The following is a 14,790-nucleotide window of genomic DNA, read 5'->3' on the forward strand; positions in this document are numbered from 1 at the left end:
TGAAAATTGTCGTGATGAGAAAATATTAGAAAACAAAATTGTTGACGTTATTTAACTGGGTGGTAGTGATGTTATCAACCTGAAGGAAGTTCTTAAATGTGGCACTACCTAAAATCCCATCCCGATCAATTTGCAGAAAGGTACTACCAGTATTGCTACCTGTTCCGGCGACAAATCTCATGTATTGATCCGCAATAGGATCAATACCAATATAATTAATACTACTAATCAATTGAGTAAGGACAATTTTGTCTGTTCCTACAGTAAAATCCGTAATCCGTTGTCCCACAGCTCGGAGATCAGTAAACACGAAGAAATCATTACCAGCACCTCCAGTAATGGTTTTTGCCCCTGGACCGCCTATAATATGGTCAGAACCAGCAGTTCCTACAATTGGGGTACGACCATTGTTAATTGAGGGATTACCAGTAATTTCATTGAGATCATTGACTCCAATAGTTAATTGTTTTTCATAACTTAACCCCCCTTGGTCTGTGGTTCTAACTCGAATGCTGTAACTGTTTTGGGTTTCGTAGTCAAAGACAGAGTTGGTTTTGAGTTGATTATTGGTAATGGCAAATAAACTATTATCAGTTGCACCTGTTCCTGTAACTAAGCTATAGGTGAAGGTGTTTCCTGTATCTGGGTCTGTCGTGGTGAATGTGCCAATGGCTGTTCCTATGGCTTGATTTTCGGCAATGGTGTTGTTGGAGAGAGTTAAGTTAGTGGGTGCATAATTAAGAGTGGCGATCGCAGCATCCGCTTGAATTAATCCATACCCAGTCAGCAAATCATACCCAGGGGTATTCATGTCAATAGCTGTATTCTTCAACGCATTGTAAATTTGCGTGTTGGTGGCACTTGGAGCGGCCTGACGGATTAAAGCAGCAACTCCTGCGGCAGAAGGCGCGGCGGCTGATGTACCAAAGAAATTTGGCTTACCATTGCCATCTGAATCCTGTCCAAAGAATGTGGTATCCACACCATCGGGTGCTGTAATAGCAGGCTGATTCCGAATAATTGGTGTGGCGAGTCTGTTTCCCGCCGTATCAAACAAAATGGGGGTACCGCCGAGAGAAGTAAATGACTCAGCTACAGCAGGATTTGTCCCAAAGGCGGGTGTTTGTTGATAAGAAGCTGCCGCTACACCCAGACCATTAGCAGATTGATTATGTCCGACAGATGTTGAACTATTCGTAGCAAATTGATAAGTGTTATTCCTCCCGCTAAAATCAACATATTTGATCTTAGTTGGGTTCGCCCCCCCCACAGAATCACGCTTACCAATCGCTACGTATGCTGTAGCTGTTCCAGTTACTCCGAAAATTTCAAATGGATCAGCATTTAAATTATTACTGGTACTAGAAGCATAGATGGTACTCGTAAAGCTAGGAGAAGCGAACAAAAACATATCCAAGTCATTTTGCGAACCGACTCCAGTAGTGCTGGCAGAAGCAAAGGGCTGATCCCATTGCAGTCCGGGTGTAAATGCGCCGTTAATGGTAATTGCTTGGAAATTATTGACTACCCCACTGGGATCGAAGTCCTGAAAGGTATAATTTTGCCCACCAACAGTAGCTGAGCTTCCTGGCACGAATGCACTTTCATAGGATTGACGGGCTTGATTGCCTGCGGAAGAAAAATAGACAACACCATCTGCTGCCACTTGATCCACTGCCTGAGTAACAATGCCATCTTGAAAATAGGGTTCAGCGAAATAAAAGACATCATCTACAATTACGCTTGCCCCTGCTCCACCATTGGCTACTGGTTTGGCAAGGTTCTTAATGCCATTGGCAAAGGCAGCCTGTCCCCCGTTGGCAGTATGAAAAGCGAGTTTTGCTCCAGGGGCTACATCGGAGACAATCTGCAACATTGCTCGACCTTCATCAGTCCCCCCCGATGCGAGATCCTGTAGGACAATCACTCCAGAGGGCAAATCCCCACTAGCGACATCAGCCGAAGCCCCACCTCGATTATTATAGCTGTCTGACAGGACACCCACCGTAATACCTGTACCATCTACGCCAGGATAAATCGAACGGGCATTGCTTGAGCGTTGAGCTACATCGCCTTGGCTGGTAACCGAACCCACATTGGTAATAGGCTGATAAACAGGACGAACTAACCGCAAGCTTGACAATGCCGCCACATTACCGAGTTCCGATATAGGAATCACTCCCGAAATGACACGCCCAAAGGCAAAAGACTGTTGTAACCCTAGAGATTGTAAGTCAGTCAATAATTGATCTGGGTTAGTATCTGCTGTCGCTTCAATTGCAACATTATCACCAGTTATCTGAAGAAATGATTGATTGGCAATAAGGCCATTGGTTGACTGAAGATTGGTTGACTGAAGAGAGGAGGAATTGATGCCTGTAAACAACGTGGCAAGATCTGAGCTAAGCTTCGTCAGTGACCCATTTGTTGTGGCAAATAAGTTAGCCAGGTTTTGCTGCGTTAGGGGAATCTGTGCTTGGGATAAAGTTGCTTCCTGGGGAATAGGGAATGAGGTTTGGGTAAAACCTTGATAGTTGTTGGATTGCGCTCCTTGCAGATCAGCAAAAGCTATACCATTACCTCTATCAAAGATACTTTCAAAGCCACCGTTGTTGTTATCAAGAAGAATCTGCTTAATTTTCTCAGTTGTGATTAGTGATTGATAATCTTGTAATTTATCTAAATTGTCTAAACTCAGGTGCGTATTACCTAAATACCAACTTCCCGGAGAACCCTGAGCAACTATATATACACTGTTAACTTGGGGATTTTGTTGTAAAACTTGGGTAATTTCTTCAATCCCGTCTCGCTCTGGGGAAAGAATAACTGTTTCTACTCCGTCAACAATTCCCGTTTGGAGGGTGTGATATTTGGAAACAGAGAAATCAATAAAGACAACTGTTGTCGCGGTTTGACTGAGAAAAGAGTTATTTAACATATTTTTGATTTCCGCACCTGATAAGGAAGTGTAGTTTTCTATTGCACTGTGGAATACAAAGGTTTAGCAATGCTAAACCCCTACAATTTCTAATCCCAACTCGTTTCAATATTCAATACAGGTATAATCGTAAGAGATTTTACTGATAGACAAAACCGTAATTTTGGGGTAATTAATAATCTTTTTATGACATATACTTAGTGTGACGCAAGTGACTAAATCTCAATTAAGCCTTTAAAACCATCAATTCATCGTCATAAACAATACCTTGTCCATTTTTTGTAGCGACAGCGCAACCCAACGCTCATGTTGGGTTTCATGCTATTGCTCCGCAACGCTCACGCGAACAACCCAACCTACGAATCAAGGCTTTTTTCGATTTGGACAAGATACTGAAATATCATTTGTGATTCCTATATATACTTAGGATTGGCGGAAAAAGTCTATCGGCTGCAAGTGAATGCTCCTTCGTCAATCAGCCAGCCAGTAGTATTCCTAAGAGTTTTCGAGAATTTTTAATTTCTAATGCCCTTTTCCCTGCTATAAATATAGTTTTTATATATTTTAATTTTTTGTCAATCATCGGGGAGTCAAGTCAATGAAGATATTAGTGCTGAGTTGGGAATTTCCACCGAGGATAGTTGGGGGAATTGCTCGTCACGTTGCTGAATTGTACCCGGAACTAATAAAGTTAGGCCATGACATCCACCTAATCACGCCAGAATTTGGTCCAGCATCCTTGTATGAAGTCGTGGAAGGCATTCATATCCACCGTGTCCCAGTAGCTCCTAGTAACGATTTTTTCCACTGGGTGGTGAACTTAAATGAGAGTATGGGAGAACATGGCGGCAGGTTATTAAGGGAAAAAGGTCCATTTGATCTGATTCATGGCCATGATTGGTTAGTTGGGGATGCAGCGATCGCTCTCAAGCATACCTTTAAAATTCCCCTGATTGCCACAATTCACGCCACAGAACATGGACGCTATAACGGTATTCACAATGATACCCAAAACTATATTCATGATAAAGAATATACACTAGCTGATAATGCTTGGCGGGTCATCGTTTGTAGTGAATATATGCGTCGGGAAATGATCGGAACACTATATATTCCTAGTGATAAAATTGACGTAATTTATAACGGTATTCGCGCAGAAAAGAAAATACATCACAAAGATTTTCATGCTCAAGATTTTCGGCGACGATTTGCCGCAGATGATGAAAAAATTGTCTATTATCTTGGTCGCATGACCTATGAAAAAGGCGTACCTATATTACTTAATGCCGCTCCCAAGGTGCTGTGGGAAATGGGAAATAATGTTAAATTTGTCATAATTGGTGGTGGTAATACTGACCATCTTAAACGTCAAGCTTGGGATTTGGGAATTTGGCACAAGTGTTACTTTACTGGATTCCTGGCTGATGAATACTTAGATAAATTTCAAACCATCGCTGACTGTGCAGTTTTTCCCAGTCTTTATGAACCCTTTGGGATAGTTGCTTTAGAAAGTTTTGCCTCCCGCGTACCAGTCATAGTTTCCGATACTGGTGGTTTCCCAGAAGTAGTTCAACATACAAAAACGGGAATTACCACCTGGGTAAACAACTCGGACTCTGTAGCTTGGGGAATATTAGAAGTGCTGAAAAACCCAGATTATTGTCAATGGTTGGTAAATAATGCTTATGCAGATTTAGAGAAAAGATTTAGCTGGCCAAAATTAGGTAAACAAACAGAAATGGTTTATGAAAGAGTAGTAGAAGAACGAGCAGAAATTGTCTGGTAAAGAGAATTAAAGATTACTCTGATTATTGTCCGTAAAAAAACAGTACAAACCCTGTACGCTAGGAATTTAGCCCTGAGAAATGCGAAAGTTAGAAATGATTGCTGTTTGCTTGACAAGATTATAATATGATAAAGGCATTCCTAAGTACATCCAGGCGTTTGCAGAATGCAAAAAACAGCTTGTTGAAGATGGTAAACCGCATCCTAGATCGTTTAACAGCCAAGTTAAAACGGTTCTTTGAGGATATCATTGCCGATAGCCAAATTCCCACCTCTGAACCAGCTTATAAACTCCCTAAATTAGCTGGACCTGTTCATAATTTAGGTGGTGGCGGTCCTGATGTTGATGACGCTATTCAGTGGATGATTAATCAAGTCAGGGGTGGTAGTAACAGCAATACTAAAGTTAATGTTTTAGTAATTCGTGCTGCTGGTAACGATGATTATAATCAGCTAATTTATAGTATGAGAGGTGTCAAATATGTAGAAACTCTCATCATTCGTAATCGTCAAGAAGCAAACCGAACTGATATTTTTGATAAGGTCAGAAATGCTGGCGTAATTTTCTTTGCTGGTGGTGATCAATGTGAATATATTCGCCACTGGAAAAACACTAAGCTGGAAGTTGCTATTAAGTCGGTTTATGATCAAGGTGGTGCTATTGGTGGTACAAGTGCCGGAGCGATGATTCAAAGTGAATATGTTTATGATTCTTGTGCTTGTGAAGATAGTATTGAAACTCATGAAGCCCTTGATGATCCCTACCGGAATATTACCTTTACCTATAACTTTTTCCAGTGGAAACATTTGCGGGGAACTATCATTGATACCCATTTCGATGAACGCAAAAGAATGGGAAGAATTATGGTTTTTATTGCTAGGCAAATTCAAGATGGTGTATCTGCAAAAGCGTTAGGGATAGCAATTAGTGAGCAAACATCTTTACTAGTTGATAAATATGGTATTGCTAAAGTTGTGGGTAAAGGTTCAGCCTATTTTGTCTTAGGAGATCATCCTCCAGAAACTTGTAAAAAGGGAACTCCTCTCACCTATCACGACTACAAAATTTGGCGAGTTCCTAGAGGTGACACTTTCGATTTAAATAAATTACCGTCACGAGGTTATTATCTTAGGAGTGTGAAGCGCGGGAAATTTGATTCAGATCCTTATTAATCCCATTTCTCTGCACAAATCAGCCTCATTAGCCCACTCAGGTGGGCTTTATTGCTAAGGGTGCTATCTTTGTTTCGCGCAAAGACGCTAAGGAGCAAAGACGCAAAGAATAAGGAAAGTAAAGATTTTGGTAAGCTAAAACTCTCTATCAAACTAAATCATGGTCAACAATAGAATATCGTGTATGTTACCTTGTTACCCTTAAATTCATGTTTATCTGTAGTTTAATTTTGTGACAAAACAGTATTTTTACGGTTACGGCTTTTGGCTAATATAGCCAGGGAATAAATTCCCTGTCTCAAAGCAAAAGTCGGTTAAAACCGACTAATAAAAAATCTCTTTTCCTCTTGGCGTGAGAAAACCTTTTAACTTTGATAAAGTCGTGAGTTTTGACAACGTTTGTAAACTATTAGCTGAAAAATATCCTCTTGATTTTGCCCGGTGGTTACTACCAGAAGAACCGCGAGAAATCAAGGTGTTAAAAACCGAATTGAGTATTGAACCAATTCGGGCTGATTTTCTGACATTTCTCCAGACAGAAAATCAAATTTTACATATTGAATTTCAGACTAAAGCAACATCTAAAACGCCTATTCCTTTGCGGATGTTAGATTATTATGTCAGGTTAACACGCCAATATAAAGTTCCTGTTATCCAAGTGGTAATTTTTTTGCAAGAAACAAATGAAAAAGAGGTATTTATAGAAGCATACAGCAGTGAAACAACGATTCACCGCTATCGTGTTATCAGGATGTGGGAACAAGATTCTGCTTTATTTCTCAATAATCCTGGATTATTACCCTTAGCACCGTTAACCCGGACAAATTCACCCCAAAGCCTGTTATCACAAGTTTCTGAAAATGTTGCTAAAATTTCAGATAGAGAGACTCAACAAGATATTGCAGCTTATACAGAGATTTTAGCCGGTTTGCGGTTTGAGAAAAACTTGATTCGTCAATTGTTAAGCGAGGAAATTATGCAAGAATCAGTAATTTATCAGGATATTTTGCAAAAAGGTGAACAACGGACGATTATCCGTTTGCTTAATCGCCGTTTTGGAGAAATAGATTCATCATTACTTAATAGTATCAGAATGCTAACAATTGAAAAGTTAGATAATTTAGCTGACTCATTGTTAGATTTTTCAGAAATCTCTGATCTAGTAACTTGGTTAAATCGGCATGAAAATTAATTAGGGCTTGCTGAAAAAGTCTTTTCGTGAGGGCTAGGAATCAGGAGTCAGGAGTCAGGAGTCAGGAGTCAGGAGTCAGGAGGAAGAATTAGAAGGAGAGAAGAATAGTCTCAAATTTCAGAAAGTGATAGGTTTTTAATGGTTTCAATCCTTATTCCTTGCACCTAATTCACTTTTTTAACCGGGAAACTCTTAATCTATCTAGGTTTTCGGTTTATTCAGCCAGCCCTAATTAAGTGGGTTATCTTTTATCTCTTTCTCTTTGCGTCTTTACGTGAGAAAAACCCAAAATCAAGATCCCCGACTTCTTTGATCAATTTTGTTATTTATGAAATTGAATTTGTAGAAGTCCGGGATCTAAAAACCGCTAGAAATCCTCATCATCAACAAAAAATTCTGCATCCTCATCTACCCTAGACTGAGACTCTCCCAACCCCCACAGAGGCTGCAAAACTGCTGTACCTAACAAACCCACAGCCACAGCAAAAGCCAACATCAAACCAAAGGGCATTTGTATGGATTGAAAGACCAAAAACCGTAAAGATACAGGAGTAGCATTTTGGACAGAAATGAGAGCGATCGCTACTACCCAAACAGCTATAATTACTAATATTAAAATATTTGCCAAGATTTTGAAAATCATAACTTAAAAATATAAATTTCTTACAAATGTAGAGACGTTCCATGGAACGTCTCTACTACTTACATTGTCTATCCTAACTTAGCAATTTCAGCTTCCATGAATTTAGCAATCTGACTCAGTTTTTCTGGTGAGTTAGTTTCCATATACACTCTCACCAAAGGTTCTGTTCCAGAAGGACGCAGCAACACCCAGCTACCCTCTTCTAAATACAGTTTAATACCATCTTTCCTTCCCACCTCTTTCACCGCAATTCCTGCCACTTCTGAAGGCGGATTTTGGGTATAGGAATCAATCACGGCAACCTTGTGAGATTCTGTGAGGTGTAAATCCAAGCGATTGTTATACAAAGGACCATCAGCTTCAGCGATCGCTTCCTGTACCAACTGACTTAAAGGCTTACCTTCATAAGCGATCGCCTCAGCCACCAGCATATCTGCTAAAACCCCATCTTTTTCAGGAATATGGCCAATGATACTTAAACCACCGGATTCTTCTCCACCAATCAAAACGGCGGTTTCTCGCATTTTCTCGCCAATGTATTTAAAACCTACCGCAGTTTCATAAATTTGTAGCCCATACTTAGCAGCAAAATTATCTAATAAATGCGTGGTTGCCACAGTCCTAACAATTGCACCGCTCTTACCCTTGTTTTTAATCAAATGTCGTGCTAGAACTAACAGCACTGTATTGGGAGTGAGAACGTTACCTTGTTCATCAACAATACCAAAGCGATCGCTATCACCATCGGTAGCCAAACCCAAATCCGCATGATCAGCTTTCACCGCTGCCACCAACTCAACTAACTGTTCCCCTTTGGGTTCAGGCATACCACCGCCAAACAGCACATCTCGCCAATCGTGGAAACTTTCTAATTGACAACCACAGTGTTGCAAGACTTCATCTAAATATCCCCGTGAGGTAGAATAAAGGGCATCATATTTGACCTTTAAATTCGCACTTTTAATTTTTTCCACATCCAACAAGGTGTAGATAAAATTTAGATAATCGGGCTTCGGATCAAAAGTAGAAATTGTCCCAGATGGGTTACTTCCAGGTAACTCATCCGATGCTGTTTCTATGTTGGCGACAATAGTATCAGTAATTTCTGGAGTTGCAGGACCTGCATAATCGGGAATATATTTAATCCCACAATAGGGTGCAGGATTATGACTAGCAGTAAACATCAAAGCCCCTGCGGAATTGAGCAGACGGGCATTGTAGGCAATTACTGGAGTGGGACAATCCCGATCAGTAATTTTCACATTCCAGCCCAAATCCGCCAAAACAGCGGCAGATGTCCGGGCAAACTCGTCAGCTAAAAACCGCGTATCGTAGGCAATTAAAACAGGTTTGTCTTTACTATAGGCAGTTTCCAGATAACTAGCGATCGCTCTCGTTACTTTCCGTACATTAGGAAAAGTAAAATCATCGGCAATAATTCCGCGCCATCCATCAGTACCAAACTTTATCTTACCGGAATTGCTAGGGTTACTCATATTGCCACTCTCTCCCGTGCATGATTATTGCTATTTACTATTAGGAAGCATCCCGCAAAGCTGTGGAACAGCCACTAAGCCGCAAGTATCCCCAAAGTAATTTCTCTCACTCTACATGAGCAATGTCAACCCCCGATAGACCCTTTGTTAGTTACCACCTTTGGTCTTTATTTGCCCCCAGCCGGGGACAGGAACATTGGCATTGCCAAATGAGAAGAGGATTTATCAAAGCGCGACAGCATGAACCCCAAGTTAAAGCTTTATTGACAACAGCTACCCCACCCCAGCGCATTGGCATTCTTGCCCAAAAAGGCGTATATGAATTTCATCATCACCTGCATTGGTTAACTCAGGCTGATGGTGTGGAAAAAGTGGCGAGGTTATTGAGATTGAGTCAAACCCATGAAACAGTTAAATATCGGGTATTACAAATTTTAAGAAAATATCAAAATGCCCCTTTATTATTAGGTAAGCGGATTCTGGAATTAACTTCCGGTGATGAAGGTTTTCCTAAACCGATTGTGATTGAAAAACAAGATTACTGCTTTCGGTTATATGCCGCTATGGATTGTATATTTATTGAGTCTGATAGCACCTTACATATTTTAGATTTTAAAACAGGTAGATCGGCTTTTGACCACAGACAAGCATTAGTTTATTTACTTGCAGCCCGTTATCTTTATCCTGGTAAACCCGCAGTTGCATCTTTTTATAATTTGGAAGCTGGCAAAAAATCGGAATTAATTACTATTAGTAATAGTGAGTTTAAATCTTTAGAATCTGAGTTAGCAAATATTGCCCATCAACATCAAGAAGATTTGCAACAATATGAAGCTAAAAATAGCAACTTCAGTCAAATATTTCCCCCAAATCCCGGAAACCATTGCCGTTTTTGTGCCTTTAGTTCTATCTGTGAATTCGCTGATTTAAAACTACCCAAGTCTTATTCGATGCCAATTACAAAATCTCACCCTTCTCCCACATCTTCGTGAGTCGTACTTTGGTGATTTGGGCTTTGGCTAGTTGTTGTATGGGACGGTTGGTGATTTGGAGGGTTATGCTACCGGAGAAAAAATTTCTATGCCCAATTAGAAAATAAACCTTAATTACTGGTATTATATGGTTGAGGCATTTCTCTTATTCATACTGTAAATGCCCATTTTTTAATTTCTGGAGCTATTCAATGTCAATTTACGTCGGTAATTTGTCCTATCAAGTCGCAGAAGAAGACCTCAAGCAGGTTTTTGCAGAATATGGAACTGTAAAAAAAGCTCAACTACCTATTGACCGAGAAACCGGACGTGTCCGGGGTTTTGGCTTTATAGAAATGAGTTCAGATGAAGAAGAAGAAGCAGCAATTGCTGCACTTGATGGTTCTGAATGGATGGGACGCAGCTTGAAAGTTAATAAAGCTAAACCCAGAGAAGATCGTGGTGGTGGTGGACGGGGTGGCGACGGTGGCGGCTATTCTCGCCGTTACTAAGTTTGAACATCCACAATAAATCATAATTTTATCAAGACACACAAAATATGTGTCTTTTTTAAATCCTATGGCGGATTTTATCTCAGTGCTGATATTATAGTTAAAGAACAAGTCAAATTTTTAGTGTTCGGAGCTATTCAATGTCAATTTACGTCGGCAATTTATCCTATGAGGTTACGGAAAATGACCTAACTGGGGTTTTCGCAGAATATGGAAAAGTGAAGAGAGTCCAACTACCCACTGACCGGGAAACTGGTCGGAAAAGAGGTTTTGCCTTTGTAGAAATGGAAAAAGAGGCAGAAGAAACAGCCGCAATTGAAGCACTTGACGGTGCTGAATGGATGGGACGCAGCTTAAAAGTTAACAAAGCTAAACCCAAAGAAGATAAAGGTTCTTTTGGTGGTGGTCGACGTGGTGGATATGGTGGTGGTGGAGGCGACCGTTACTAAGTTTTGCCATTAAAACTCTAATTATCATATTTTTAGGACAGAGGAAATCTCTGTCTTTTTTTAATCTAAGTAGGTGAACACAATAAAACCAAACTGTGTAAAGAAACGTAAAATCGCCCAAACCCTCTTCACTCTTGCCTCTTGCCTCTTGCCTCTTGCCTTTTGCCTTGCCATAACGACAATTTTCAACGCCAACCTACTTATACAGCACTTTCCGGTGTTATGAGGTACATATCCAACGGGCAAGATGCCCGCACTACAAGAGATCTGTAACAGGTGTGCTAATTGCTGAATAGGCAACTTTGGCAGCGGCTTGTTCAGCGGCTTTAATGGAGCGTCCTTTGCCTTGTCCTAACATTTTTTCATGTAGCCAAACTTCAGCAAAGAAGCGTTCATGAGTGCGGTGGGGTTGACTGACTTCCAAAACTCGATATTCTGGGAGAACTTTGAATTGGGCTTGAGTCCATTCTTGCAAAGCTGCTTTATAATTAAGTCTAGCAGGGTCAAGACGGATTTCTGTGGTTAGCTGTTGGAAATGGGAATCTAGCCAAGGACGAATCAGATTGAGATTGTTGGTGCTAAGGTAAAGCGCCCCTAGAACTGCTTCAAAAGAATCTGCTAATCGTGATTCTTGCCCGATATGATCAGCAGTAGCACTACCAGCCACTAATAAATATAATTCTAAACCATATTCTCTTGCTAGTTGGGCGAGAATGCGATCGCTCACCAGGACTGAACGAATAGCGGCAAAATCACCAACGGAGCAATCAGGGTAATGTTCCCATAATACCACAGCCGCCACGAGACGTACCACCGCATCGCCCACAAATTCTAGTTGTTCATAATTGGCGGTATCGGAGACGGTAGGATGAGTTAGTGCCAAGTCCAATAATTGCCATTTTACTGGTGCATTTAGTGACAAACCAAACTTTTGGACTAAACTCTCAAGTTGCCGTTGTCTTCGGGGATAAACGCTGGACATTAGGTAAATGTGGAAAAAAGGGCTAATAACTCTTAACTTAGCATTAAATTATAAAGTATAAATACAAGTCTGTTTTTTGTTTAAAAACTTACTGTGTTAGCATTTTCATAACTTCAACTAGCTGCGGAATGTAGAATTAGCATAGGATACCATACAATAAAAACATAAAAGAAGAGATAGACTGACATTTATTCCTATTGTATCACTTGCATTAAATAAGCATTCAAACTTTCAGGGGTTTCAGCATAGCCATTAAATGCTGTAAGTGCTTGTTCATTGGTAAGTATAGGATGTGGACTGGTATAGTCATTATTAAAAGTGAAACTTAATTTTTCTGCAATGAACAATTTACTTTTACAAGAATCTCTTAAAATTAACCTTAAAAAGAGTAACACAAACCACATTTCATATTTTCCTCGGAAAACCTTATAATGTTCACAATTAGTAAATTCTTCCATTTTATTATTTAAAATATCTGCTGGAATTTCTGGAGCATTTGGAAACTTTTGTTTAATTTTTTCCAAATCATAATTTGCCGAAACTGACTCTAAAGTTAAATCAATAAAATCTTTGGGAAATTTATCATCTAGTTCTACACCTGTTTTTGTTCCTGTAGTATTTCTAATTTCTATCAAACAAGCATACCAAGCATTAAATAAAATTGTAGCTTGATGAAACTCTTCTTGTCTATCTTTAAAAAGAGTTAAACAAACTTGAAAGTCTGGATCACTAACCTCTGATAAATGAAATTCATTTTTGATAATTTCTTTGAAAACATTTACTGAAACATAAAAATTTTCAATTGAATAACAAGATGTTTCAAATATTGGTGGGTTATGAGGTGGTAAAGGTTTATTAAAATCTCTATCAATGAAAAATGCTTTTTTATACTTATCATATTCTCTATGAATAGTAATAAGTAGGTAAACTTCTAACACTTTCTCTCTACCACCACAATGGATAGGGTGATAATTATTAATAAAGCGCTTGATTCTTGGCACATAATAAGCATTATCTTTACCTTCAAAAAAACAAAATAAACCATCTTTATCTTGTCTTGTATGCAGGGCAAATTCTTGATAGGCAACCTGGGATTTATTCCGACTCTGTTTGAGTTTATCTAAGTATGACATTAGGCTATAATCGTTTCTGAAGGTTGAATATATTGATCTAATCCAATAGCATATTTATCCAGTTCATTATCAAAAATAAATGGAGAGTGAGTTACTGCTAAAAGTAATTCGCATTTTCCTGAATTGATAATATCTGGAAGTAATTGTCGTTGCCAGATCATTGATAATGATAATTCCGGTTCATCAAAAAGTATAATAAATCTTTTGTTACTTTCAGAAAGGTATATTTTGGAAAATGTAGAAATAATTTGCTTTTCTCCAGAAGAAAGTTTACTCAAGTCAATTTCAGCATCAGTTTTTTTTGATTTGATAAATATTTTGATGGCACTTTCATCATAAAATACTCTTTTATTGATTAAATATTTATTACAAACGTCTTTAAATTTCTTCACCGAGTCATCTAATTCTTTTTGTTTATCATATATTTCTACTAATTTTTTTAAAATATAAGTTAGTGATGGATTTTCAAATGATTGATTTTTAACACTATTTCTAATTTCATTTTTATCATTTTCAGATAATTCTTTACCAACTCTTGCTAAAATAATTTCAATATCATTTTCATTAATTTTACTTAAAAAATTATTATCTGTGTGAGAAAATCCTTTTATTAATTGACTTAAAATTTCCGAAGTGATTTTAGAAAATCCTTCTTTTAAGAGTTTATCAATTTTACTTTCAATTTGAGTAAAACGTTTTTGCACATCATCCATTCCAAACTGAATCAGTGTATTTTCTTGATTTAAAATTTCATCATCATTATAACCTAAATTATGTAAATCTTCTTCAACCCGTCTATAAGTGGGAAAATACATAATCTCAGTATTTCCAATTCCTGATTCAATTTCTTTTTCACATTGACTAAAAAAAGGGTTGAATATGTCTACTCTTTTTCTCCCAATTTGTATAACAAAAGTACCGCGTTTTCTTGGTTCATAGATAGTTTTATAATCATCTGAAGTATAGACCAAATCTATTCTACTTTGTATAAATTTATTTTTTAAAATCTCAGTTTTAAAAAATAAATCCTGATAGCGACTTGGATGTGTAATTTGATGATTAACTTCATCCATAATTATAGGATTATCGTAAATTTCTTTAACCAATTCATCTACATAAAATTTAGTGATCTCGATAGATTTTCTATCATTAAATGATAAAACTAATCTATCAAATTTAAATTCACCAAGTTTAAAAAAATTTCGTGTTAAAATATAATAAAAAAGATTTAAAACTTGAGTTTTGCCAATTCCATTTTCACCAACTAGTATTTTTATATTCTCATCAAAAGGAATGTGTACTTCATCTGTTCCAAAAAGACCATACACCGAAAAAGATTTTATATTACTTGTGTTCATTTTATTGTCCATATTAATAACCATAGCTATATATTATGTCATAAGTTGTCAAATAGCTCTATTCAAAATTTCATTAGCTAAAATGTTTCAGTCTCTCTCATTTTCTGTAGTAATTGAAAAAACGAACTATGGAAAATAAAACATCCATAATTCGTTTT

12 protein-coding genes are annotated in these 14,790 nt (G+C 38.2%); 6 read left to right on the forward strand and 6 right to left on the reverse strand.

Going from position 1 to position 14,790, the window contains the following annotated elements; translation table 11 throughout:
* Nucleotides 1-25: 25 nt before the first annotated feature.
* Nucleotides 26-2,938, reverse strand: a complete 2,913-nt coding sequence (locus tag BMF77_RS05100; RefSeq protein WP_148761142.1) for a DUF4347 domain-containing protein — start codon at nucleotides 2,936-2,938, stop codon at nucleotides 26-28.
* 598 nt (nucleotides 2,939-3,536) lie between these two features.
* Between BMF77_RS05100 and BMF77_RS05105 the strand changes: the two genes are divergently transcribed.
* From BMF77_RS05105 to BMF77_RS05115, 3 genes are all read left to right on the forward strand, one after another.
* Nucleotides 3,537-4,724 carry a glycosyltransferase family 4 protein gene (locus BMF77_RS05105; RefSeq protein ID WP_148761144.1) on the forward strand — a complete coding sequence of 396 codons (1,188 nt, stop codon included), beginning with the start codon at nucleotides 3,537-3,539 and terminating at the stop codon, nucleotides 4,722-4,724.
* A 125-nt stretch (nucleotides 4,725-4,849) separates the two neighbouring features.
* Nucleotides 4,850-5,896: a cyanophycinase gene (locus BMF77_RS05110; protein ID WP_210422302.1), complete on the forward strand. Its 1,047-nt coding sequence runs from the start codon at nucleotides 4,850-4,852 to the stop codon at nucleotides 5,894-5,896.
* A 382-nt stretch (nucleotides 5,897-6,278) separates the two neighbouring features.
* Complete coding sequence (locus BMF77_RS05115) at nucleotides 6,279-7,088, forward strand: DUF4351 domain-containing protein (RefSeq protein ID WP_148761148.1); 810 nt, start codon at nucleotides 6,279-6,281, stop codon at nucleotides 7,086-7,088.
* 367 nt (nucleotides 7,089-7,455) lie between these two features.
* On the opposite strand, the gene BMF77_RS05120 is transcribed toward BMF77_RS05115, so the two are convergent.
* Nucleotides 7,456-7,731: a lipopolysaccharide assembly protein LapA domain-containing protein gene (locus tag BMF77_RS05120; RefSeq protein WP_148761150.1), complete on the reverse strand. Its 276-nt coding sequence runs from the start codon at nucleotides 7,729-7,731 to the stop codon at nucleotides 7,456-7,458.
* A 68-nt stretch (nucleotides 7,732-7,799) separates the two neighbouring features.
* Nucleotides 7,800-9,227, reverse strand: a complete 1,428-nt coding sequence (locus BMF77_RS05125; protein ID WP_148761152.1) for a phosphoglucomutase/phosphomannomutase family protein — start codon at nucleotides 9,225-9,227, stop codon at nucleotides 7,800-7,802.
* A 122-nt stretch (nucleotides 9,228-9,349) separates the two neighbouring features.
* Between BMF77_RS05125 and BMF77_RS05130 the strand changes: the two genes are divergently transcribed.
* From BMF77_RS05130 to BMF77_RS05140, 3 genes are all read left to right on the forward strand, one after another.
* Nucleotides 9,350-10,219 (forward strand): PD-(D/E)XK nuclease family protein, encoded by an 870-nt coding sequence (locus BMF77_RS05130; RefSeq protein WP_148761154.1) that lies wholly within the window; start codon nucleotides 9,350-9,352, stop codon nucleotides 10,217-10,219.
* Nucleotides 10,220-10,410: 191 nt separating this feature from the next.
* Nucleotides 10,411-10,710 carry an RNA-binding protein gene (locus BMF77_RS05135; RefSeq protein WP_148761156.1) on the forward strand — a complete coding sequence of 100 codons (300 nt, stop codon included), beginning with the start codon at nucleotides 10,411-10,413 and terminating at the stop codon, nucleotides 10,708-10,710.
* Nucleotides 10,711-10,850: 140 nt separating this feature from the next.
* On the forward strand, nucleotides 10,851-11,159 hold the full coding sequence (locus tag BMF77_RS05140; protein WP_148761158.1) for an RNA-binding protein: 309 nt from the start codon (nucleotides 10,851-10,853) through the stop codon (nucleotides 11,157-11,159).
* A gap of 256 nt (nucleotides 11,160-11,415) precedes the next feature.
* On the opposite strand, the gene rnc is transcribed toward BMF77_RS05140, so the two are convergent.
* From rnc to BMF77_RS05155, 3 genes are all read right to left on the reverse strand, one after another.
* Entirely contained in the window at nucleotides 11,416-12,141 is a 726-nt protein-coding gene (rnc, locus tag BMF77_RS05145; RefSeq protein ID WP_148761160.1) for a ribonuclease III, read from the reverse strand.
* 194 nt (nucleotides 12,142-12,335) lie between these two features.
* The gene (locus tag BMF77_RS05150; RefSeq protein WP_148761162.1) at nucleotides 12,336-13,274 is read right to left on the reverse strand and encodes a DUF4435 domain-containing protein; all 939 of its coding nucleotides are present in this window, start codon (nucleotides 13,272-13,274) and stop codon (nucleotides 12,336-12,338) included.
* Nucleotides 13,274-14,632, reverse strand: a complete 1,359-nt coding sequence (locus BMF77_RS05155; protein WP_246863071.1) for an AAA family ATPase — start codon at nucleotides 14,630-14,632, stop codon at nucleotides 13,274-13,276. Before BMF77_RS05155 ends, BMF77_RS05150 begins: the two co-directional genes overlap by 1 nt.
* Nucleotides 14,633-14,790: the final 158 nt, after the last annotated feature.

Origin of the sequence: Dolichospermum sp. UHCC 0315A (genome assembly GCF_008121535.1) — a bacterium.
In the GTDB taxonomy this organism is placed as follows: Bacteria; Cyanobacteriota; Cyanobacteriia; order Cyanobacteriales; family Nostocaceae; genus Dolichospermum; species Dolichospermum lemmermannii.

What these genes read in the sequence shown, in the direction of transcription:
- BMF77_RS05150 (WP_148761162.1), bottom strand. Translation starts at nt 13,274, where the DNA reads ATGTCATACTTAGATAAACTCAAACAGAGTCGGAATAAATCCCAGGTT.
- BMF77_RS05100 (WP_148761142.1), bottom strand. Translation starts at nt 2,938, where the DNA reads ATGTTAAATAACTCTTTTCTCAGTCAAACCGCGACAACAGTTGTCTTT.
- BMF77_RS05130 (WP_148761154.1), top strand. Translation starts at nt 9,350, where the DNA reads ATGTCAACCCCCGATAGACCCTTTGTTAGTTACCACCTTTGGTCTTTA.
- rnc (WP_148761160.1), bottom strand. Translation starts at nt 12,141, where the DNA reads ATGTCCAGCGTTTATCCCCGAAGACAACGGCAACTTGAGAGTTTAGTC.
- BMF77_RS05120 (WP_148761150.1), bottom strand. Translation starts at nt 7,731, where the DNA reads ATGATTTTCAAAATCTTGGCAAATATTTTAATATTAGTAATTATAGCT.
- BMF77_RS05105 (WP_148761144.1), top strand. Translation starts at nt 3,537, where the DNA reads ATGAAGATATTAGTGCTGAGTTGGGAATTTCCACCGAGGATAGTTGGG.
- BMF77_RS05155 (WP_246863071.1), bottom strand. Translation starts at nt 14,632, where the DNA reads ATGAACACAAGTAATATAAAATCTTTTTCGGTGTATGGTCTTTTTGGA.
- BMF77_RS05125 (WP_148761152.1), bottom strand. Translation starts at nt 9,227, where the DNA reads ATGAGTAACCCTAGCAATTCCGGTAAGATAAAGTTTGGTACTGATGGA.
- BMF77_RS05110 (WP_210422302.1), top strand. Translation starts at nt 4,850, where the DNA reads ATGATAAAGGCATTCCTAAGTACATCCAGGCGTTTGCAGAATGCAAAA.
- BMF77_RS05135 (WP_148761156.1), top strand. Translation starts at nt 10,411, where the DNA reads ATGTCAATTTACGTCGGTAATTTGTCCTATCAAGTCGCAGAAGAAGAC.
- BMF77_RS05140 (WP_148761158.1), top strand. Translation starts at nt 10,851, where the DNA reads ATGTCAATTTACGTCGGCAATTTATCCTATGAGGTTACGGAAAATGAC.